The sequence below is a fragment of the Paucilactobacillus nenjiangensis genome (assembly GCF_008632615.1).
Lineage (GTDB): Bacteria > Bacillota > Bacilli > Lactobacillales > Lactobacillaceae > Paucilactobacillus > Paucilactobacillus nenjiangensis.
Map to the genome: position 1 here is coordinate 1229630 of NZ_CP043939.1, position 20883 is coordinate 1250512.

Annotated in this window: 21 protein-coding genes and 1 pseudogene; 8 read left to right on the plus strand and 14 right to left on the minus strand. The window is 37.4% G+C overall.

What is annotated here, in order from left to right:
- Positions 1-127: 127 nt before the first annotated feature.
- The 4 genes from ltrA to F0161_RS06250 form a co-directional block, all read right to left on the minus strand.
- A complete protein-coding gene (gene ltrA, locus F0161_RS06235) occupies positions 128-1513 on the minus strand; it encodes a group II intron reverse transcriptase/maturase (protein ID WP_150204656.1) in 1386 nt (461 codons plus the stop codon).
- Between the two features lie 492 nt (positions 1514-2005).
- Positions 2006-2407 carry an arsenate reductase (thioredoxin) gene (gene arsC, locus F0161_RS06240; protein ID WP_150204043.1) on the minus strand — a complete coding sequence of 134 codons (402 nt, stop codon included), beginning with the start codon at positions 2405-2407 and terminating at the stop codon, positions 2006-2008.
- Between the two features lie 61 nt (positions 2408-2468).
- The gene (locus F0161_RS06245) at positions 2469-3044 is read right to left on the minus strand and encodes a hypothetical protein (RefSeq protein WP_150204044.1); all 576 of its coding nucleotides are present in this window, start codon (positions 3042-3044) and stop codon (positions 2469-2471) included.
- 221 nt (positions 3045-3265) lie between these two features.
- Positions 3266-3568: an SIS domain-containing protein gene (locus F0161_RS06250; protein WP_150204045.1), complete on the minus strand. Its 303-nt coding sequence runs from the start codon at positions 3566-3568 to the stop codon at positions 3266-3268.
- A 55-nt stretch (positions 3569-3623) separates the two neighbouring features.
- Between F0161_RS06250 and F0161_RS11705 the strand changes: the two genes are divergently transcribed.
- Entirely contained in the window at positions 3624-3875 is a 252-nt protein-coding gene (locus F0161_RS11705; RefSeq protein WP_150204046.1) for a transposase, read from the plus strand.
- Between the two features lie 17 nt (positions 3876-3892).
- Positions 3893-4771 (plus strand): IS3 family transposase, encoded by an 879-nt coding sequence (locus tag F0161_RS06260; RefSeq protein ID WP_263862650.1) that lies wholly within the window; start codon positions 3893-3895, stop codon positions 4769-4771.
- Positions 4772-5208: 437 nt separating this feature from the next.
- Here F0161_RS06260 and F0161_RS11580 read toward each other — a convergent pair whose 3' ends face one another.
- Positions 5209-5829, minus strand: coding sequence for a restriction endonuclease subunit S (locus tag F0161_RS11580; RefSeq protein WP_150204048.1), 621 nt, complete (start codon positions 5827-5829; stop codon positions 5209-5211).
- Here F0161_RS11580 and F0161_RS06270 point away from each other — a divergent pair.
- Positions 5823-6323 carry a restriction endonuclease subunit S gene (locus F0161_RS06270; protein ID WP_225423241.1) on the plus strand — a complete coding sequence of 167 codons (501 nt, stop codon included), beginning with the start codon at positions 5823-5825 and terminating at the stop codon, positions 6321-6323. The two genes, F0161_RS11580 and F0161_RS06270, sit on opposite strands and share 7 nt — an antisense overlap.
- A 15-nt stretch (positions 6324-6338) precedes the next feature.
- Here the strand turns inward: F0161_RS06270 and F0161_RS06275 are convergent, their stop codons facing one another.
- The 4 genes from F0161_RS06275 to F0161_RS06290 form a co-directional block, all read right to left on the minus strand.
- A complete protein-coding gene (locus F0161_RS06275; RefSeq protein ID WP_150204050.1) occupies positions 6339-7256 on the minus strand; it encodes a site-specific integrase in 918 nt (305 codons plus the stop codon).
- A gap of 133 nt (positions 7257-7389) precedes the next feature.
- Positions 7390-8571: a restriction endonuclease subunit S gene (locus F0161_RS06280; protein ID WP_150204051.1), complete on the minus strand. Its 1182-nt coding sequence runs from the start codon at positions 8569-8571 to the stop codon at positions 7390-7392.
- A gap of 13 nt (positions 8572-8584) precedes the next feature.
- Positions 8585-10174: a type I restriction-modification system subunit M gene (locus tag F0161_RS06285; protein ID WP_150204052.1), complete on the minus strand. Its 1590-nt coding sequence runs from the start codon at positions 10172-10174 to the stop codon at positions 8585-8587.
- 11 nt (positions 10175-10185) lie between these two features.
- On the minus strand, positions 10186-13176 hold the full coding sequence (locus tag F0161_RS06290) for a type I restriction endonuclease subunit R (protein ID WP_150204053.1): 2991 nt from the start codon (positions 13174-13176) through the stop codon (positions 10186-10188).
- Positions 13177-13441: 265 nt separating this feature from the next.
- On the opposite strand from F0161_RS06290, the pseudogene F0161_RS06295 reads away from it, so the two are divergent.
- The 4 genes and pseudogenes from F0161_RS06295 to F0161_RS06310 all read left to right on the plus strand — a co-directional run.
- Positions 13442-14392, plus strand: a pseudogene (locus F0161_RS06295) (IS256 family transposase); the annotation flags it as partial.
- Between the two features lie 82 nt (positions 14393-14474).
- Positions 14475-14762 carry a transposase gene (locus F0161_RS06300; protein WP_003688751.1) on the plus strand — a complete coding sequence of 96 codons (288 nt, stop codon included), beginning with the start codon at positions 14475-14477 and terminating at the stop codon, positions 14760-14762.
- Positions 14763-14785: 23 nt separating this feature from the next.
- Positions 14786-15685: an IS3 family transposase gene (locus F0161_RS06305; protein ID WP_150204054.1), complete on the plus strand. Its 900-nt coding sequence runs from the start codon at positions 14786-14788 to the stop codon at positions 15683-15685.
- 85 nt (positions 15686-15770) lie between these two features.
- Positions 15771-16946: an IS256 family transposase gene (locus F0161_RS06310; protein ID WP_150204055.1), complete on the plus strand. Its 1176-nt coding sequence runs from the start codon at positions 15771-15773 to the stop codon at positions 16944-16946.
- 288 nt (positions 16947-17234) lie between these two features.
- Here F0161_RS06310 and F0161_RS06315 read toward each other — a convergent pair whose 3' ends face one another.
- The 5 genes from F0161_RS06315 to F0161_RS06335 form a co-directional block, all read right to left on the minus strand.
- A complete protein-coding gene (locus F0161_RS06315) occupies positions 17235-17426 on the minus strand; it encodes a hypothetical protein (protein ID WP_150204056.1) in 192 nt (63 codons plus the stop codon).
- On the minus strand, positions 17392-18414 hold the full coding sequence (locus F0161_RS06320) for a hypothetical protein (RefSeq protein WP_150204057.1): 1023 nt from the start codon (positions 18412-18414) through the stop codon (positions 17392-17394). Before F0161_RS06320 ends, F0161_RS06315 begins: the two co-directional genes overlap by 35 nt.
- Positions 18415-18715: 301 nt before the next feature.
- Complete coding sequence (locus F0161_RS06325; RefSeq protein WP_150204058.1) at positions 18716-19078, minus strand: hypothetical protein; 363 nt, start codon at positions 19076-19078, stop codon at positions 18716-18718.
- 304 nt (positions 19079-19382) lie between these two features.
- Positions 19383-20261, minus strand: coding sequence for an IS3 family transposase (locus F0161_RS06330; RefSeq protein ID WP_057889459.1), 879 nt, complete (start codon positions 20259-20261; stop codon positions 19383-19385).
- A gap of 23 nt (positions 20262-20284) precedes the next feature.
- On the minus strand, positions 20285-20572 hold the full coding sequence (locus F0161_RS06335) for a transposase (RefSeq protein ID WP_003688751.1): 288 nt from the start codon (positions 20570-20572) through the stop codon (positions 20285-20287).
- A 100-nt stretch (positions 20573-20672) separates the two neighbouring features.
- On the opposite strand from F0161_RS06335, the gene F0161_RS06340 reads away from it, so the two are divergent.
- Positions 20673-20867 (plus strand): helix-turn-helix domain-containing protein, encoded by a 195-nt coding sequence (locus F0161_RS06340; protein WP_225423078.1) that lies wholly within the window; start codon positions 20673-20675, stop codon positions 20865-20867.
- The last annotated feature ends 16 nt before the right edge of the window (positions 20868-20883 follow it).

The window sequence follows — 20883 nt, forward strand, 5'->3', positions numbered from 1 at the left end:
ATCCCCCCAGTATCTGTAACCCTCATTAATCACCCTAACTGTAATCGAGTAGGAGGCAGTTGATTAGTTCAGCTACCGACCTCTCACACCACCGTACGTACGTTTCCGTATACGGCGGTTCAGTAATTTAAGCATTTTGAATAGACTGGAATACCTTGGAGAGATTCATCAATCCAAGGTGTTCCAGTTTTTCGTTTGTTAACGTATAAAGTAGTGTTTTGCTATGTGCTGTGCGCCAGTAACCCTTGCGGGTATAAGCAGCTAGCCGAGCATCATTCTGATTCAAACCTAGTCGTTTCAGGTTAGTGATCTTCGTTTTGATTTTCTTCCATGATTTCCAGATGTATTGTCGAACTCTAGACCGTAGCCACTGATCTATTCGTTTCAAGAAGTTTGTCATCTTACCAGATGAGTAGTATTGAATCCATCCGCGCATTTTTCGTGTGATTTCCATAAACATTTGTTCAAGTGAAATTCCGCGATTGCGTTTCGTAATTCGTTTGAGTTCCTGTTTGACCCGTATTTGGGATTGTTTTGACGGCCTTGAGAAAGCACCACCCCTACCAACTCCCAGTGAGAATCCCAGAAATTTCAATCTCAATGGTGACCCGACTTTACTTTTGTCACGATTGACGGTTACTTTAAGATCCTTTTCCAGAAATCTACTAATACTCTCAAGTACCCGGTGACCTGCTCGTTTACTCTTAACGTAAATATTGCAGTCATCCGCATATCGGACAAAGTGGAGACCTCGTTCCGTTAATACTTTATCCAGCTCATTGAGATAGATATTCGCCAATAGTGGTGACAGTGGTCCGCCTTGCGGGGTTCCCACGACACTCGCTTCGAAGGTTGAACCAGTCATAACACCACTAGTCAAAAACTTTCGAATTAGCTTAATCAACCAAGGATCATCAATATATTGTTCGATATACTTGATCAGTAAATCATGATTGACTGTATCGAAGTATGCCTTTAAATCAAGATCAACCACGACGTGGTAACCCTCGTTATACAGCGATACTACTCGTTTAATTGCATCTTGCGCACTTCGATTAGGTCGAAAACCAAAACTATTATTTGAGAAAACTTGTTCAAAAATCGGAGATATCACTTGTGCGATTGCTTGTTGTATCATTCGGTCAATTACCGTTGGCACGCCTAATTTTCGCACGCCACCATTTGGTTTGGGTATTTCTACCCGTTTAACCGCCTTCGGCCGGTACGTCCCATCATTCAACTGATGAATAAGTTCAGTTTTATGAACTCTCAAATAACCTAACAGATCATCGATGGTCATTCCGTCGATGCCTGCGACACCTTTATTACGCACAACCCGTTGATAGGCCAGATTCAAGTTATCTCGATCCAACACGCGTTGTTCAAACTTAATGCCACTCATCATCGTTGTTTCATTAGAATTCATCCTACGCGCCCCAGTTTGTTCTTGGTCTTCCAGACCTACCATCCACTGGTGGTCAGCTTTGTTTTCTGTTTTCTGCGATCGTCGCATAAATTCCACCTCCATAATCAATGTGAGTTATTACTGTTCAGCCCTTCGTGACGAAGTCACTACTATGGCCTCGGCTGACTCCTGATAAACTCAGTATTCCATCACTGAAACAGTTGTCCTGTAGAACTTGATTGCTCTTCTTGTCGGGACTTGTATATCAGGCCTCCCCGGGTAAGAACGTCAACTTTCATACCATGTCACCATTAGCTTTACCATAGTGATTTTGAGTAGTATCGGACTTCGATTTGTTGAGCAATCTTATCCAATAAGTTCTGGCCTTATAGCTACTTCTTGTTCATTGGTGCGGTATTTTGCTCCTCAGACTTCCTTCAGATTCCACTTCACAGTGGACACCCTTGTCCTTGGCTAGTGGTTCCGACTACTACGGCCCACAGTGGACTTTCACCACCTAGTTGGCGCCCATGCCGGGCGCACCCAAAAAAGCCCACAAAAATCAGAAATCTGATATTGTGGGCTTCTTGCTATATACAATTATGCTAATTTAGCGACTCGTTGCTTGATTTCATCGCGCACCGCCCGGAATTGAGCTAATTTCTCAGCTTCCGTACCTGTGGCTTGAGCAGGATCGGCTAAATCCCAATGTAAGTGAGTGATTGATGCAGGAATGACTGGACACTTATCACGTGCGTCCCCACATAACGTCACAATCAAATCTGACGAGTAAAAATAACCTTGATCAATCAACGTGGAAGTTTGTTGACTGATATCAACTCCATCTTCAGCCATTACCTTGACTGCATTTGGATTTAAGCCATGTGTTTCCACACCAGCACTAGCCACCACAAAGTCATCACCTAACAATGCGTGACCGTAACCTTCTGCCATTTGACTCCGACAAGAGTTACCAGTACATAAGAAATATATCTGTGTCATTCACTTTACCTCGGTTTAATTTGTTGATAACCGATTACGATCAATTTTACCTTCGCCAACTTTAATCGGAATTCGTACTAGGGCTGGCTGCCCCCTTACCATAACCATCCACGTAAACTTCGCGGTGTTCGGTTTGACTCAGTTGTGTCAATTCACGGGCGTACACTTCTGATTCAAGCTTATAAATCGTATCGGCAATATTGCCATCGGTATAACTTTGAATTTCGGTTCCTTCGGCCATCCGGACGTACTTAATCCGAGCTAGTAATTTAGCATCAAGATCCAATTGTTCAATCGCCGCATGAAAAAATTCTTCCGGTACCATATTCGGCTGCTTGATCCACAACTGAAAATTAGTCCGTTCTTCTAAATTGCCACCTGACCACATCGCCTGTAATGGATAAGGACGATACGTGCGGAAGCCCGAAATGTTGATGACGCCATCGGGCCCTTCACTAATTTTAGCAGCAATTGCCGATAGTGCATCTGCCAAGGCTAAGAATTCTTTGTCAGAGGTCTTATCTTTGGCTGTGCCACTGGCGGTAATATAATTTCGTTCGTTCAATTTTGCAAAACTGATTTCAGAGTCATGCGAATATTCTTCATCTTCAAATACTTGCCAATCAAATTGGTACATGATCCATCATCTCCTTTTCATTTCAGAGATAGTGTACCTTATTCCAACCATAAATCAAAAGAATGTGATTTATACCAATACTTGTATGATACAATCATTGATTTTAAAGTATATTTGCTATATACAACTAGTTTTGAGATTTATCTTCAATAATTGACTCAATCGTTTTTTGCATACTCCAGTTGTATTGCTGATTTTCCAATAACAGCCGCGACAAAATATCAATCGCATACGTAATGGCCCAGGGAGTTAATAAAGCGCCCTTCAGCGAGTTTGGTACTATCTTCAACGTGTAAAGTTAACAAACTGGCCTGATTAATCGGTCCAATCATATCGCTATTAATCGCCGCTGTTTTGGCACCATTCTTTTTCGCATTTAGTAAGGCGCGATTAACTTCGATGGTATTGCCAGAATTAGAAATACCAATCACTAAATCATCGCGATTCATGATATTTGAAGTAATCAACATCATATGACTTTCAGTCGCCGTCACGGTTTGGATGTAAGCTGATTCCTGAGACAACTTTTAAGAGAGGGTATAATGAATAAATCATCTCTCAAAAGGAAGGAATTTTTACATGCCAACTCGTTACGACAAAGAATTCAAACAAAACATTATCAACCTATATAAGCAAGGCGAATCAGCTGCCCAACTGGACAGAGAATATGGCATTGGCTATTCAACAGTTCATAAGTGGATCCAGGGCCAGGCCAAAACTCAATCCGGTAAATCGCCAGACGAAATCAAAGCGATGGAAAAGCGACTGGCTTCGCTGTCTGAGGAGAACGAAATCCTAAAAAAAGCCCTGGGCTTCCTTGCGCAGAAGTAACCAATATCTTTGATTACATTCACCAAGAAAGCCATCACCACCAGGTAACCAAGATGTGCCGAATCCTCGGTGTTTCCAGAGCTCAGTATTATCGTTATCGATCCCCCAAACCTTCAAAACGCCGGGCCGAAGATGCGGGCTTGAAACAACAGATTCTGCGGATCTTTGCGGAATTTAAGCAGCGATACGGTGTTATGAAGATCCACCATGAATTGAATCTGGAACTTCAACCACTGCAGCTTCGGTGCAGTCCACGACGGATTTCCCGGCTCATGAAGGAACTGGATATCCACTCCGTTACCGTCAATAAGTGGAAAGCGGCTTCGGTTTCCCAAACCAAGGTTGAACAGCGTCCCAACTTGCTTAAGCAGGATTTCTCGACCACTGGTTTAAATCAAAAATGGACCGCTGATATGACCTATATTCAAACGAAGCGTAATGGCTGGTGTTACTTATCAACCATCATGGACCTGCACTCACGACGGATTATCGGCTATTCGTTCTCAAAAAAGATGGATACTGATTTAGTCTTAAAGGCCCTTGAAAGCGCGGTTAAAAATCGAACCATTACTGGGGACCTGATTATCCATACGGATTTAGGATCACAGTATACCAGCGATGATTACAATCAACGTTTAACTGAGCTACATATCCGCCACTCATACAGCCGTAAGGGTTGTCCGTATGATAATGCACCAATGGAATCCTTTCACGCTTCCCTCAAAAAGGAATGTGTTTATCCAGTGCCGGTCTTTGAAGATTATGAAACTGCCGCTGCCGTCCTTTTTGAATATGTGCATGCTTTCTACAATAGGAAGAGAATTCATAGTTCACTGGGCTACCAGACCCCCTTACAAGTTGAAATTGCAACACTTACGAGCCAAATGGCCGCCTGATTTAATGCTTTCCAGGGTTCAAATAAGTTATTAATCGCGATTAATGATTTATTTGAGCTGTGGAAGGTAAACGCGGTTCTGAATGTCTCTTAAAATCTGTCTCAAATATTGACTTCAATCCAAAAATCGCTCTTCCATCTCACGATAGTTCAATAGCTCTCCATTTTGGAGCCTAATGAGTATATCTAAAACACGTTCCTTGCTATTCATAATTTTCGACCCCTTCAGTGCAGATTAATAATTTAAATAAACCAGCTTTACTACTTATTCTGTACAAATTATACAGTTTAAATGGGACATAATATGTCCAAAAGTAAAATTGATAACATTTTGAAATTATTTAGTTTGTTTTGTAGTGCACCTTAAATGTAAAAATACCTATAAACTTCAGATAATTAATTTCTTATTTAACAACTTTAAAATTTAATAATCATTTTTTAATGATAAATGTACTCACGTTGATTGGAAGCGATAGTTAGGTCCACATTATTTAAAATACTTCCAACTTTTAAAATTTCTTTTTCATCTGATGGCGCAAATAATGAATATTCTGCAATTTGCTGTAAAGAAATATGTTTGATAGCATTTCCTACTGAAACTTTATTCATTAGATTTAAAAATTTATCGTCACTTAAAATTTGATAAGTAAAATTTATATATTTTGATTTTATTCTACCAACTCGCTGTGCCAAAACTGCTTTATTATTACTGAATTTACCAACTTTACCGATATTCACTCCATCCATTGTCACTAAAATATTTTCACCTGAAAGGCGATACGCCTTCAGCGTATCAGAATTTTCTATATTTATACGGTCACCTTGCGTATGAATATTGTTTTTAATATCCTGAACGTTCTTATTGGTAATTACTTCAAATTTTCCATATTTATCGAATTTTGAACTTTTAAATGCTTTCCCTGTGGAAACTTCTGCAATTTCTTGTAACTTACGCTGTTCCCAAACTACAATGTAAACTTCACATAATTTTTCATAGGAATTTAACTCAAATTTATGGTCATACTTGGGAACAGCGTAAGTTAGGAAATGAAATAACAAATTTCACACACAGAACGACAGTTCAGAATCAATATCCGGTGTTAACATCATCCCAAAAAGATGGAATTGTTTTTCAAGAAGATTATTTTTCTAACCGACAAATAACCACTGATAATAATATTGGTTACTATATTTTACCAAAAGGGTACTTCACGTATCGTTCTAGAACTGACAATGGAATTTTTAGATTTAACAGAAATGATATTGTAAATAATGGCATAATTAGTTATTTTTATCCGGTTTTTAAAATTACTTCTGGAGATAGTGATTTCTTTAAGATATTGTTAAATTCAACGATAGACCATGAGGTGGATTTGGCTGCAGAAGGAACTGGTCAACGCGTCTTATCACTTAAAAAGTTTCAAAAGATAAACGTTAAAATTCCTAACATTTCTGAACAAGAAAAAATTGGTAAGTTATTCAGTAGAATGGAATGTACTATCGCTTCCAATCAGCGACATCAAAAAAAGCCACAGAGATTTAATCCCTTATGACTTATAAATAAAATATTATATTAGACTAGCAAGATGTTTCATAACTTTATCATTGTCTTGATTTTCCAATTCTTGGATTACATGCAAGTAAGTCTGTTGTGTTGTCGTCATATTTGAATGCCCTAATCTTCTAGCAACCGAAGCTATACTGACCCCCGCATATAACAATAGAGACGCATGTGTATGCCGTAATCCATGTATAGAAATTACATTAATTTCTGCTCTCTTGCACAACCGCTCTAAATAATGGTTAACGGTGTCGTTATAAACCTTTGAATGTACGAATATTGGTTTGTCTTTAGGTAAATCCTTGGTTAACTGAGAAAACTGAATGACTGTTTGCCAATCTAATTGAACTTTTCGAACTGAAGACTTATTCTTTGTTGGTGCAAAATCAGATTGTGCTGCCTTGTAATCCCAAGTTCGTTTTATGTTTAAGTATTGATGTGCGAAGTCAAAATCCCTAGGCGTAAGTCCCAATGCTTCAGAAAATCTTAAGCCAGTTTTTGCAATTAGCAAAATGAAATAATCCCAATTTGGGCCTTCATCTAATACTAATATATTCAATAATGATTGCATTTCATGTTGGTTTAGAAACTTTATTTTGTGTTGCCTATGTTGAACGCCTTTAATCACAACTTTTCGTGTTGGATCTCTATCAATTAAATCTTCCTCAAGCGCATCAATTAGCGAGCTTTTTACATGCCTATGAAAATCCATGACTGTTTGTCTTTCATGAGTTGCAGCATAGTCATTCAATAACTGTTGATACGTTAATCTCGACAAGTCATTCAAACGCAAATCTGGTACCAGTTTGACTAACTGTCTATGAGTCATTTCGTACTTTTGATAGGTTACCTCTCTCACAGCGTCTAGTTTATACAACTTCATCCATTGATCAAAATAATGATGTAACTTCATTTCTTGTGTCATAACGACACCTCCAAATAAAAAAATTAGACAACGTAACTTGTCTAATTTATTATTACCGTATTTTAAATTTAATGCACTTTTTATAACTACTTTCGCTTGGTAACAGCGTGGATTTATCAAATCTCATAACTCGTTACACAAACATGCTTTGCATAAGCCATTTTTTTATTTCTTTTAACTTATCAATCTTAAACTGATTGGAAGCGATAGCTTGATCCGCTTTTTCTAATAAGGTTCCAATTTTGTTTTGTTCTTGAACAACGGGATACCTAACTTGAGCACTGTTAATATCCTTCGAGTTTATCGATTCAAAGGTCGAGCCAGTAATGAATTTGGCCCAATACCCATTAATATTTAGCATTCTTAAATACTGAAAAATATATTCATTACCCTTTATCGATGCCACGCCACGTCCTAAAACAACATCATAGTCTGTTTTTCCAACATCCCCAACTGGTGCGCGTACACTCAAGATTAAATCGCCTCTGTCTGCAGTCTTAGTAACTTGAGTAGTCCAGACTCTAGGTCTAACTTTTCCATTTTCCATATCTGAATTTCCTTGAACCAGAATATAATCGTTACTATCCTTAGTATAATTTGTACTATCAGGCGATTGTCCCATAGTTATTTTTACTATTTGACCTAACTTACGCTGTTCCCAAGGGTCAGTAAACCCTTGAAGCCTCCACGTTTGATCAAAAATTTTTTGCATCAACGATTTTTTTACGCTTTTTAAGGAATCTAGCTTACGCTGATTGGAAGCGATAGTAACATCTAATTTTTTATTAATATTTCCAATTTTTATTTGTTCCAAATTTTCGTTTGGTAAAGAAATTTTTGAATTAAAAAAATCATCTGATGATATGTTCAGTAAACCATGATTTCTAGCGCCCTCTGCAGCATTTAAATAAATTTGATAATGCCAAAATGTTGAATTAAAATAGCTGACCATAAATTGTGAGTTAACATCATTAAGCTCGAACACAATATATAAAGTCGACAAGACGCCTGCTTTATAGTTATCTAACCTTTTGATTGCTCCGAATGGATAGCCATTTGAATAACTTTTGTTATATGCAAATTCACCATTTTCTATTAAATAGTAATTAGATACATCTTTGCTAGCAATTGTTTTGTCAAAAAATTTGTTTTGATCTATTAATCCGTCTTGAGCAGAAATTGTTAAAGCTAGTTTGCTCTCTAAATTTTTATTTTTTCTTGTAATTCGATTTGTAACATCTTTTAACTTACGCTGTTCCCAAGCGTCATTAAATCCACTAAAACGAACACGAGGTACATTTTTATTTTCAGCCATCTGTACCTCTCCTTTACTTAGAAAATAGTGATTTTAACGCTTCAAGTTGTTCTTTTGACTCATCGTCCGATGCAACTAATGAATTAAAATCTTTCAACAACTCAGCTTCTAACTTATCAATTTCAGTATCCAATTCTGAAATCTCTTTTGTTACCGCAATAACATCAACCGGTTCTTCTTCTTCAAACGTATCAACATAGCGTGGTATGTTTAAATTATATTCGTTATCCTTGATTTCATCTAATTTAGCAACATGTGCATACTTATCAACATCTTCTCGATTTTTGTACGTCTCAATAATTTTGTCAATATTGGCCGAAGTCAGAACATTTTGATTTTTACCCTTTGTAAAGTCGTTAGATGCATCAATAAATAATATATCCTCATTCGTTTTGTCTTTCTTCAAAATCATAATCAATGTTGGAATTGAAGTTGAATAAAAGATATTAGCCGGTAAGCCAATCACGGCATCAATCATGTTTTTTTCGATTAACTGTTTACGAATAATGCCTTCTTTGGCGCCACGGAACAATACACCATGAGGCAAAACAATTCCCATTGTTCCACTTGGCTTCAAATGATATAGTCCGTGAAGCAAGAACGCGTAATCTGCTTTTGTTTTAGGCGCTAAAGCACCAAAATCACGAAAACGTGGGTCGCTTAATCGAGCCTCATCATTTTCCCAATGCGCAGAGTATGGTGGATTCATAACAACTGTGTCAAATTGATAAGGTTCCTCGGTTGGCCAATCTGCGTCTAAGCTATCACCATTACGTACATTAATATCTTCGTAACTTACACCATGTAACATCAGGTTCATACGGGCTAAATTAAAAGTTGTAGTATTTAATTCTTGACCATGGTAACTGATGGGCAAGTCACCGTTTACTTGATCCGCAACGGTTAAAAGTAATGAGCCTGAGCCAAGGGCAGGATCAAAAACGGTTCTAATTTGTTCTTTGCCTTCAGTATGTCCAATAGTAACAATTTTAGAGATAATCTCGCTAACAGTTCGAGGCGTATAAAATTCCCCCGCTTTTTTACCTGCACTCATAGCAAATTCACTAATTAAAAACTCATACGCATCCCCAAGTACATCTCGATCATTATTAAAATCGATATCTTTTAATGCCATGATTGTATCATTCATCACTTGACTTGGATTCTTTCCTAAACGATTTGAATCTAAATCAATATCTGAAAACAAACCTTCAAAATCTGGTTCTGACTTTTTTCCTTTAACCGATTGTTCCAAATTGAATAGGGCATTCTTTAAATCTGAAACTTGAAATTGATGATTTTGTATACGAATTACTAAATTTTCGAATAAATCTTCAGGTTTGATAATATACCCAAGTGATGTATATAACTCATTAACAATATCTTCTTGTTGTTCTTCCCAATATTGCTTATAAACCTCAAGTGAATCCCCGTCTTCTTCAGTTGCTGTCATGACAGCTTGTAATGTTTTGTTACTTAAAAATCGATAAAATATTAATCCAAGTAAGTAATTCTTGTACTCACTTGCGTCCATTTTTCCACGTAACACATTAGCTGAATTCCACAAGGCCTGTTCTAGTGTTTTACTACTTTCTTCTGACATTATTTATCCTCTCAGGGTCTATATTTTTTTAACTGGTTAACGACTAAATCTTTAGCACTTCGAGATAACGCACTTTTAAAGCTCAGTACGTTATGATATTTATGGCCATTTTTAAGCGCAACATCCATATTAGCACTATTCCTCAATTCTGATTCATGCGAAATATCACCTGTCGCCTCATATTCAGTATTCATTCGATTAACATATTTGTAATCAGCACCGTATTCATTAGCATAACTTTGCATTGCACCAATTTTCTTACCATATTGAACAGATAAAAAATCCTGATTGGCATCAAAATCATCTGGCAATATTTTTCCATCAGTTTCACGCACATATTCTTCAACTTGTACTGCTTTGTCTTCGGCACCTGATTTACGCAATTTTTCCAATGCTTCATTATACTCATTGTTAGCAATTACAACACGTTCTCTAGCTTTAGAACTTGCATCAGACTCAACATCTTGCTTAGCTCTCAAGTACTTTGCAGCTAAAGTTAGTACATACTCCCGATCGATAAGTAGTGCGTTAATAACTACATCATCGAAATCAAAATCAATTTCGGCAGGTACAAATTCATCGCCAGGTTCTGCAACAATACTGTCTTTAACATTTTGAAATGCTCCTTGATAAAACCCAAACTCTTCCTCAGAAATGCCATATTCTTTAGCTTGTTCACTCCAGTCAAACTCTGAATACGATGAGATATACTGAAGTTTTTTAGCTAGGCTTCGAAATCTATCCAAAAATTCGATTTTGTCTTTAGTTGATTCTTGAGTTAATTCATTTGCATCTTGTGAGGTTGGTACATAACTCAATACAGCCGCCACTTCAGCTTTAAATTCTTCTTGCATATCTTTAAAGTCTGGCCGGAAGACTTGTTTGAACGTACCCTCACCCGCATATTTTTCAAATGCATCTTTGGTTCTTTCTTCCATCATCACTGGTCGACGGAAAACTACAATATTTCCTTGAGACTTATTCTTATCATAAACACGGTTGGTACGTGCATAAGCTTGAATTAATCCTTGATACTGCATCATTTTATCCATATAGAGTGAATTTAAACGTTGTGCATCAAATCCAGTCAATAAACGTGCAACGACAATTGTCAAATCAATATTTTCTTCTGGTTTTAAAGATTTGTATGGTCCTTCCATTCGAGCTGTACGTTTTGCAATATCATCAATATACGCAGCGTCATTATCCAAAGTAAAGGTAGATTCTGATTGCATATATTGCATTGAGTAATCTTTCATCGCTTGAACTAATCCATCTCGCTGATTTTGATTGTCATCACCATTTTCATTGAGAGAATACGTTAATCCAATTTTTAAAGGCTTATCTGTTTTCTTATTAAATTCCATAAACAAGTCATAAAACTTAATGGCTTGTTGGATGTTTGAAACTGCAAGTAAAGCATTAAATTGCCCATTAACAGACTTTTTCCGCCAATTTTTATTGATCCATTTAACAACCTTTTCACGATATTGATTAGCCGCTTTAGAATCACCCTCGTACATAGAATCATCAACTTGACTTTCTTCCAAGTCTTCACCATTCATACTTGCACTCATCATTTGTACGTATTCGGTGTTGAAAGGTAAAATCGCACCATCCTTCAAGGCGTTGCCAATATCGTATCGATGTAATTCCGGTCCAAACTGACTCTCTGTTGTCTGATCTTGTGCCGTTTTATTGAACTCGAATATTGGGGTACCCGTGAATCCATACCAACTCTGAGATGGAAAGGCCTTTCTGATGATTAATTGCATTTCTCCAAATTGAGAGCGATGAGCTTCATCGACAATAAATACCATTCGACGTTTCATTACTTTTTCAAGTAAACCTTTTTTGCCAGCCTCAATTTCATGATTATGTCGTTCCACCGCAATTTTCATTTTATTTATGGTAGTAATAATGACACCGGTATCATTAGACTTGAGTCGTTTAACCAAATCATCCGTCCGATAAGTTTCAAATATTTTATCATCACTACCTGCAGCAAATTCTGTGAAGTTTTTGCCTGATTGATTATCCAATTCTTTTCTATCTGATAAAAAGACCACTTGATTGTGTGGATTTCGTTGCAATAAAGTAGCAACTTTAAAAGCAGTCATCGTTTTACCAGAACCTGTAGCATGCCAAATATACCCATCTTTGTGCTCTGCAAATGCTTCACGCACTGCCACAACCGCATGGATCTGGTATGGTCTTAAAACAACAAGACTTTCACCATTAACAATGGTGTAGTTACTAATAATATTATGAGCCATCGGAATTTTTAAAAATTCCGTAGTAAATTGTTTCCAATTTTTTACTGCTTTATTCCCTCTATCCAACCATTCAAAGAAGAACTTATCATTGAATCTATCTGCAGATTTTTGGTTGGCAAAATATTTTGCTCCGTCCTCTTTTAAAGCCACAAATAACTGCACCATGGAATATAAACCATCATATTTATTTTCTGATTTGTATTTTGCAATTTGATTCGTTGCTGCTTTTAATGTTACATCTACGCGCTTTTCTTCAACTTGAATTAATGGCATTCCATTAAAAAGTAACGTAACATCAAATCGACGATTAGGTGAATCAGTTTCGTCTTCTTTTCCTGGTCGAATTGCTTGCTTGATAACTTCATAATGCATTTGTCCGCCTGCAACATCATCACGCCAAAAAGCCTTCAACGAAATTTTACCCTGCTCAGGGTTTTCGCGAACAAGTGAAATTTCTGAACGATAACCATTTGTTAAAAACTCATTTGCCTCAAGTGGTGACATTCCACCAATAAAACGCATCACATCAGCCATTTCAGAATCTGTGATTTCGGTGCCTTTCAATGAGTCTCTATTATTTTGATTAAGAATTTCTCTAAAATGGTTTTCCAACATTTTAGGTGTTGCATTTAATAATTCAGAATTATAAGTCCACCCATTCTGTGTTAACGTTTCAATAAATTCATTTTCAAAGGCTAATTCACCTTTTACTACATATGCTGGCATTGTTTTATCTCCCTACTCCATAAGTTTAGATAAAATTATCTTTCTGCGTAAAAAAACCTCGTTTATTGATTATTAGTCATTAGGTGCTAGGTTAGTTTAAGTATCACCCACAAAACTTTGCATTTCAATAGGTTCCATAACATTTGCAGAGAGCGTAAAATATCTTGTGTAAATGCATAAAAGATTTCTGAATTGTATAGAAATAGGGAATGCCTTCCCTTATGATATTTAGTAATCACAGAAAACATCACAGGAGGCATTCCCCATGAATGAACTTACCACAGAAATTATCGCTGCACTAGCCCAAAAGCAAGATTTGGACGAAGTTTTTCGTCACCACCTCGAAGTTGCGATTAACCAGCTGCTTCAAACCGAATTGGCAGAGTTTTTGGGTTACGAACACTACTCATACGCTGGGATTAACACTGGTAATAACCGCAACGGCAGTTATGAGCGCTCGTTTGATACGAAGTACGGCCAACTTAACTTAACCATTCCTCGAGATCGCAATGGCCGGTTTGAAAATCATACCTTGCCAGCCTACGGTCGGCACAGTGATAATTTAGAAACAACGGTCATTCAGTTGTATACCAAGGGAATTACCACTGCTGAAATTGCCGAACTTATTGAGAAAATGTACGGTGCTCACTACTCCAAAGCCACGGTTTCCAACATGACTAAAGCCGTCAATTAACAGGTTCAAGCTTTCCAGCAACGTCGACTGGCTTCACAGTATGCGGCCATCTTCTTAGATGCCACTTACTTGCCGTTAAAGCGGGATACCGTTCAAAAAGAAGCCGTTCATATTGCGATTGGCATTCGTCCAGATGGTACGAAAGAAGTGCTGAACTACCAAGTGGCGCCAACGGAATCGACTGGAATCTGGACTGAACTGCTGGGAACCTTGATCAAGCAGGGCGTTAAAGATGTGCTGTTGTTTGTGGCCGATGGGTTAGTTGGTTTGGATGAAGGCTTGAATCGGCATTTCCCTAAAGCCAAACGACAACGTTGCCTGGTTCATGTTGGGCGGAATCTGATGAACAAAGTTCGCGTAAAAGACCGCAAGGCCGTGATCAGTGACTTTAAACAAGTTCATCGGGCCGCCAACCGTGAAGCAGCCGAACTGAAACTGAATGAGCTCGCCAACAACTGGCATCAGACCTATCCCAAATTAATCAAAGATCTGCTTAAAATGCCGAATTTACTCACTTTCATGGTGGGCCTAGAATAAAAAGTGTACAAGTTAAATAGAGACTCTGATTTAGTATAATTAAGGAAGTAAATTGGAGGATCAAATAATGACGAAGCACAGTTATGACAAGGAATTTAAGGAACAGGCCGTTCAGTATTACTTAGATAACAAGGATCACATGACCATGAATGAAATAAGTAAGAATCTAGGTATTGGGGCTAGTACATTACATAAATGGATTAAGCTGTTTACTGAGACTGGGGAGTTTGGCCGGGGCTCTGGTAATTTTGCCAGCGATAAGGACAAGGAGATTGCACGACTAAAGCGTCAACTTCGTGACGCTGAAGGAGCGATCGAAGTGTTAAAAAAATCAATCGGGATTCTGAGCAAGTAACTACCGAAAAGGCATACCAAGAAATGGACGTTCAGCACGCTTTGGAATCCCACCCTTCCATCAATGGTATGTGTGATTATGTTGGAATCTCAAGAAGTGGTTACTATCAAGGAGAAAAGCGTCATAATCACCAATCACCGCGAAAGCTTCGGAAGAAGTTTATTCAAGGTGAAATTAAAGCAATTTGGCTCAAAAGCCTTTGTATTTACGGTGCCGGCAAAATCACCCAAGAACTTCGCTCAAAAGGATATAAGATCGCTGAACGAACTGTTGGTAAGTATATGCGTGAACTTGGCATTCACGCCGTTTACCTAACCCCTTGGACGACTACCACTCGCAATTCTAAGTTTGATAAACAGCTAATAAATATTTTAGACGAGCAGTTCAATCCATTGCGACCAAACGCCGTTTGGTGCATTGACACCACTTATATTCCAGTTCATGACGGATTCGTTTATTTAACCAGTATTATGGACTTGTACTCCCGACGGATCATTGGTTGGGACTTATCTGAAACCTTGGAGGTATCGAATGTCATCCCACTTATTGAAAAGACTAAGCACAGTCGCCATATTAGCAAGCCATTAATCATGCACAGTGATCGTGGTAGTCAGTTTACGTCTGAAGCTTACAATCAAGTTACAGCTAACATGACATTAAGCTATTCAAAGAAAGCTTATCCTTGGGATAATGCCTGCATTGAGTCGTTTCATGCCTTGATTAAGCGTGAATGGATAAATCGGTTTAAAATCCATTCATACTCCGAAGCTAAACGACTAGTTTTTCAGTACATTGAAACGTTTTACAACACAGTTAGAATTCACAGTCACTGTGGATTCAAATCACCAAAGCAACTTGAAGATGAGTATCAAACTCAAATTCAAAATTTAGGAGAGCGTAAAATATCTTGTGTAAATGCATAAAAGATTTCTGAATTGTATAGAAATAGGGAATGCCTTCCCTTATGATATTTAGTAATCACAGAAAACATCACAGGAGGCATTCCCCATGAATGAACTTACCACAGAAATTATCGCTGCACTAGCCCAAAAGCAAGATTTGGACGAAGTTTTTCGTCACCACCTCGAAATTGCGATTAACCAGCTGCTTCAAACCGAATTGGCAGAGTTTTTGGGTTACGAACGCTACTCATACGCTGGGATTAACACTAGTAATAACCGCAACGGCAGTTATGAGCGCTCGTTTGATACGAAGTACGGCCAACTTAACTTAACCATTCCTCGAGATCGCAATGGCCGGTTTGAAAATCATACCTTGCCAGCCTACGGTCGGCACAGTGATAATTTAGAAACAACGGTCATTCAGTTGTATACCAAGGGAATTACCACTGCTGAAATTGCCGAACTTATTGAGAAAATGTACGGTGCTCACTACTCCAAAGCCACGGTTTCCAACATGACTAAAGCCGTCAATGAACAGGTTCAAGCTTTCCAGCAACGTCGACTGGCTTCACAATATGCGGCCATCTTCTTAGATGCCACTTACTTGCCGTTAAAGCGGGATACCGTTCAAAAAGAAGCCGTTCATATTGCGATTGGCATTCGTCCAGATGGTACGAAAGAAGTACTGAACTACCAAGTGGCGCCAACGGAATCGACTGGAATCTGGACTGAACTGCTGGGAACCTTGATCAAGCAGGGCGTTAAAGATGTGCTGTTGTTTGTGGCCGATGGGTTAGTTGGTTTGGATGAAGGCTTGAATCGGCATTTCCCTAAAGCCAAACGACAACGTTGCCTGGTTCATGTTGGGCGGAATCTGATGAACAAAGTTCGCGTAAAAGACCGCAAGGCCGTGATCAGTGACTTTAAACAAGTTCATCGGGCCGCCAACCGTGAAGCAGCCGAACTGAAACTGAATGAGTTCGCCAACAACTGGCATCAGACCTATCCCAAATTAATCAAAGATCTGCTTAAAATGCCGAATTTACTCACTTTCATGGACTTTCCACCAGCTATCCGGCAATCACTATACTCCACTAACCTGATTGAGAACTTTAATAAGCATCTCAAGCGCACCACCCACCACAAAGAACAATTTCCAACGGAAGATTCACTGGATCGCTTCCTGGTTTCTCAGTTTAATGTTTATAACGAGAAGTCTCTGAAGCGGATCCACCGAGGGTTCAAAGGACTCCAGGACACCTTGGAAGCATCATTTATTTAAGTTAGATACATATTATATGTACGAAGGCATTTCATTTACACAAGATTCTTGACGCTACCCATTTGCACTTTATTAATTATGTTATTATCACCATTATCAACGGTTAAATAACCCAAAATAAATTAAAAAATCTGGTAACATTCCGCCGCCAGATTAATTAATAGTATATATTAGTAGTTTCATTCTAACTACGCCTATTTTTTCATTGATAATACTATTATGTCAAAAGTAATTAATTTTCATAAAACAAGTGACTACTTTATCTTAAAAATAATCCCAGCTTGCTACTTATTTTTTTGATTTACCAACGAGAGATTTTAACACTAAACTTCCAACAAGCATCGCGGCTTTCTCAGCTGTTTTAACAGAACTATTAAAAACACGTTCATGTTCTCCACAAAATACAGATTTATCAGTAAAAGTTTCTTTATGGCACCCAGGTACCTTACATATCTTTATTCTCGGTTTCAATTTTTTCATTTTCTTGTTCTCCCAATTCAATACTGTTAACCGAACGAATTAAATTATTTATCTTTTTATAAATTTCATTTGAAGTTTCTAAAAATTTTCCATCGTTACCTTTATGAGCATTATCAATTCTCCAGGCCACAGTTTTACCAGTATCACCAATTTCTTGTAAAAGTGTTTGGCCAATAAATGCCTGATAGTTTTTTACTACTGCTAACAATGGCTTTTTTTCTCCCATAGCAGTATATGCGACCACGTTTAATTGAACAGTTGAGTTCAAATATCCAATAGTCGTCTGAAGGAGGTTATCTATTCGTTTAGAATCGCCTAACATGGTCTTCATATTAATAAAATCATTTGCGTCGGAATAAATTGATAATTGTAATTTTGAAATAGTGCTGTTATTTTCAGTAATAGCAGATATTAACAATTGTCTGCGTAACTGATCATCCTCTGCAGATAATCCTTCAATAATCTTTTGCCTTGCACTGAAGAAACCAGCGAATCTATCGTTATATTGACCTTGTTCTACACGTCCAACTAGTTTATTTAGATCTTCAATTTCATCGGCGATTGACGCAAGTTGACCTTGCACTGCCGAAAGCTCAGGTAAGTTGCCAAGTTCCTTAACTTCTTTAGCTTTCAACGGTACTGATTTAAAAAGTCTTCCCGTTTTCAAATTTCGGAGGATAGCTAAAGTATCACCATTTTTTTGATTAACCATAAAACCAAGAGTACCATCATTAATCTTTTTTTGAATAATATCAGAAACATCTGCAACCAGTTCAATATTACCTGGTCCTAAAAGTTGTTCAATTATACGTATATCAGAAAAGTGCGCAGCTAGTTTTTTATTTAGTTCATCGGCTACTACTAATCCTGCGGTTTCTTGCAATGGAGACAGTGAATATGAACCATAATCATAGTTGTACAAAGATTTATCCATGATGTCTAAATTAAAGTCAGTCTCATTTGGAACTGAAATATCAAACTCATTCATCTTTTTTATCACCCTTTGAATATATTATATGAGTTTATTATAACAGTTTCATCAATATTCCAATACATTATTTTGCCAGGAGAAGGGATTTTCATTTACACAAACTTCTTGACACTCCCCGTTGAACATCTTTAAGGCGTAGCAACCCACATGGTATTCAACTTCTTCATCAAACAAATAAAATCCGTACCTATCATTTTAATGATATGTGCGGATTTTGATGTACTTGAATCTTAATATTATTTTGCTTAACCATAAAACAGACTGCATCAAGATGAGACTAATTAAGTACTACATTTTACTATTTATCCCTATTTGTAATATTTATTTCTTGGCCATCGCTATCGCTCTTCTTACCTTTGAACGTTCGTGCATCAAACATAGAACTGTTATTTTTTGCAATGTTAAATTCAAATCTATAGTTTACAAGTGGTTTTGAATTGGGATTCAATTCGTCCTTTAATTCGATTAGGTTTTTTAAATCATTTTTTTCAAATGTAATTATTTTGTTCATTTCATTACTCGCCACAATGAACTTATATACACTTTCATTTGATTCTAAAAATTTATTCCACTTTTTTTGTGACATTGTATAAAATGTTAACCACTCAAATTTTTGCTCCAATTTTTTAGTGTTATCTTTTTTCTGTTTAGTCTCTTCCATAGATAATCCCACCAATCAGTTTATTTATTACTAGTCAAAATTTAACATAGTTATTGGTCACAATATGACCGTTTCTTTAATTCGATATTATTTCCATTTTTCAAGAATCAAATCATTGACTAAATATAACTTTCAAGTTATGTTTTAGTGAACCATATTTCTAATAATGTTCATTTTATTAGTCGAAAGGAATGATTTTTATGAAAACATGGCAATAAATCCAGCAAGGTTCAACTAATACTTTCAAAGATGAACATGGTCCCCTGTCAATAAAATAGACAATTTAAATAGAGACTTTTTTGTCCTATGCCACGACTAAATTTTGAATTTGAGTTTGATACTCATCTTCAAGTTGCTTTGGTGATTTGAATCCACAGTGACTGTGAATTCTAACTGTGTTGTAAAACGTTTCAATGTACTGAAAAACTAGTCGTTTAGCTTCGGAGTATGAATGGATTTTAAACCGATTTATCCATTCACGCTTAATCAAGGCATGAAACGACTCAATGCAGGCATTATCCCAAGGATAAGCTTTCTTTGAATAGCTTAATGTCATGTTAGCCGTAGCTTGATTGTAAGCTTCAGACGTAAACTGACTACCACGATCACTGTGCATGATTAATGGCTTGCTAATATGGCGACTGTGCTTAGTCTTTTCAATAAGTGGGATGACATTCGATACCTCCAAGGTTTCAGATAAGTCCCAACCAATGATCCGTCTGGAGTACAAGTCCATAATACTGGTTAAATAAACGAATCCGTCATGAACTGGAATATAAGTGGTGTCAATGCACCAAACGGCGTTTGGTCGCAATGGATTGAACTGCTCGTCTAAAATATTTATTAGCTGTTTATCAAACTTAGAATTGCGAGTGGTAGTCGTCCAAGGGGTTAGGTAAACGGCGTGAATGCCAAGTTCACGCATATACTTACCAACAGTTCGTTCAGCGATCTTATATCCTTTTGAGCGAAGTTCTTGGGTGATTTTGCCGGCACCGTAAATACAAAGGCTTTTGAGCCAAATTGCTTTAATTTCACCTTGAATAAACTTCTTCCGAAGCTTTCGCGGTGATTGGTGATTATGACGCTTTTCTCGTTGATAGTAACCACTTCTTGAGATTCCAACATAATCACACATACCATTGATGGAAGGGTGGGATTCCAAAGCGTGCTGAACGTCCATTTCTTGGTATACCTTTTCGGTAGTTACTTGCTCAGAATCCCGATTGATTTTTTTAACACTTCGATCGCTCCTTCAGCGTCACGAAGTTGACGCTTTAGTCGTGCAATCTCCTTGTCCTTATCGCTGGCAAAATTACCAGAGCCACGGCCAAACTCCCCAGTCTCAGTAAACAGCTTAATCCATTTATGTAATGTACTAGCCCCAATACCTAGATTCTTACTTATTTCATTCATGGTCATGTGATCCTTGTTATCTAAGTAATACTGCACGGCCTGTTCCTTAAATTCCTTGTCATAACTGTGCTTCGTCATTATTTGATCCTCCAATTTACTTCCTTAATTATACTAAATCAGAGTCTCTATTTAACTTGTACACTTTTTATTCTAGGCCCAACAGGAGATTATTGAAACCTTGGCAAAGCTCGTTTCCACTAAGATCAAAACTGGAGTTACACAAAAAGAACTTGGCGCACGAATTAATATGAAACAACCTCAAATCGCAAAGATAGAACGGATGCATACCTTGCCTTCATTTTCAACGTTAACTAGATATGCAGCCGCGCTTGACTTATCCATAAAAATGACCGTTGAATCAATAATAAAATAATTAAATTACAAAAATA

Excerpts from the sequence above, each read along its gene's own strand:
- F0161_RS06330 (WP_057889459.1), bottom strand. The coding sequence starts at position 20,261 with ATGGACGTTCAGCACGCTTTGGAATCCCACCCTTCCATCAATGGTATG.
- F0161_RS06245 (WP_150204044.1), bottom strand. The coding sequence starts at position 3,044 with ATGTACCAATTTGATTGGCAAGTATTTGAAGATGAAGAATATTCGCAT.
- F0161_RS06335 (WP_003688751.1), bottom strand. The coding sequence starts at position 20,572 with ATGACGAAGCACAGTTATGACAAGGAATTTAAGGAACAGGCCGTGCAG.
- F0161_RS06315 (WP_150204056.1), bottom strand. The coding sequence starts at position 17,426 with ATGAAAAAATTGAAACCGAGAATAAAGATATGTAAGGTACCTGGGTGC.
- F0161_RS06285 (WP_150204052.1), bottom strand. The coding sequence starts at position 10,174 with ATGTCAGAAGAAAGTAGTAAAACACTAGAACAGGCCTTGTGGAATTCA.
- F0161_RS06310 (WP_150204055.1), top strand. The coding sequence starts at position 15,771 with ATGAATGAACTTACCACAGAAATTATCGCTGCACTAGCCCAAAAGCAA.
- F0161_RS11705 (WP_150204046.1), top strand. The coding sequence starts at position 3,624 with ATGCCAACTCGTTACGACAAAGAATTCAAACAAAACATTATCAACCTA.
- F0161_RS06325 (WP_150204058.1), bottom strand. The coding sequence starts at position 19,078 with ATGGAAGAGACTAAACAGAAAAAAGATAACACTAAAAAATTGGAGCAA.
- F0161_RS06320 (WP_150204057.1), bottom strand. The coding sequence starts at position 18,414 with ATGAATGAGTTTGATATTTCAGTTCCAAATGAGACTGACTTTAATTTA.
- F0161_RS06275 (WP_150204050.1), bottom strand. The coding sequence starts at position 7,256 with ATGACACAAGAAATGAAGTTACATCATTATTTTGATCAATGGATGAAG.
- ltrA (WP_150204656.1), bottom strand. The coding sequence starts at position 1,513 with ATGCGACGATCGCAGAAAACAGAAAACAAAGCTGACCACCAGTGGATG.
- F0161_RS06280 (WP_150204051.1), bottom strand. The coding sequence starts at position 8,571 with ATGGCTGAAAATAAAAATGTACCTCGTGTTCGTTTTAGTGGATTTAAT.
- F0161_RS06300 (WP_003688751.1), top strand. The coding sequence starts at position 14,475 with ATGACGAAGCACAGTTATGACAAGGAATTTAAGGAACAGGCCGTTCAG.
- F0161_RS06290 (WP_150204053.1), bottom strand. The coding sequence starts at position 13,176 with ATGCCAGCATATGTAGTAAAAGGTGAATTAGCCTTTGAAAATGAATTT.
- F0161_RS06305 (WP_150204054.1), top strand. The coding sequence starts at position 14,786 with ATGGACGTTCAGCACGCTTTGGAATCCCACCCTTCCATCAATGGTATG.
- arsC (WP_150204043.1), bottom strand. The coding sequence starts at position 2,407 with ATGACACAGATATATTTCTTATGTACTGGTAACTCTTGTCGGAGTCAA.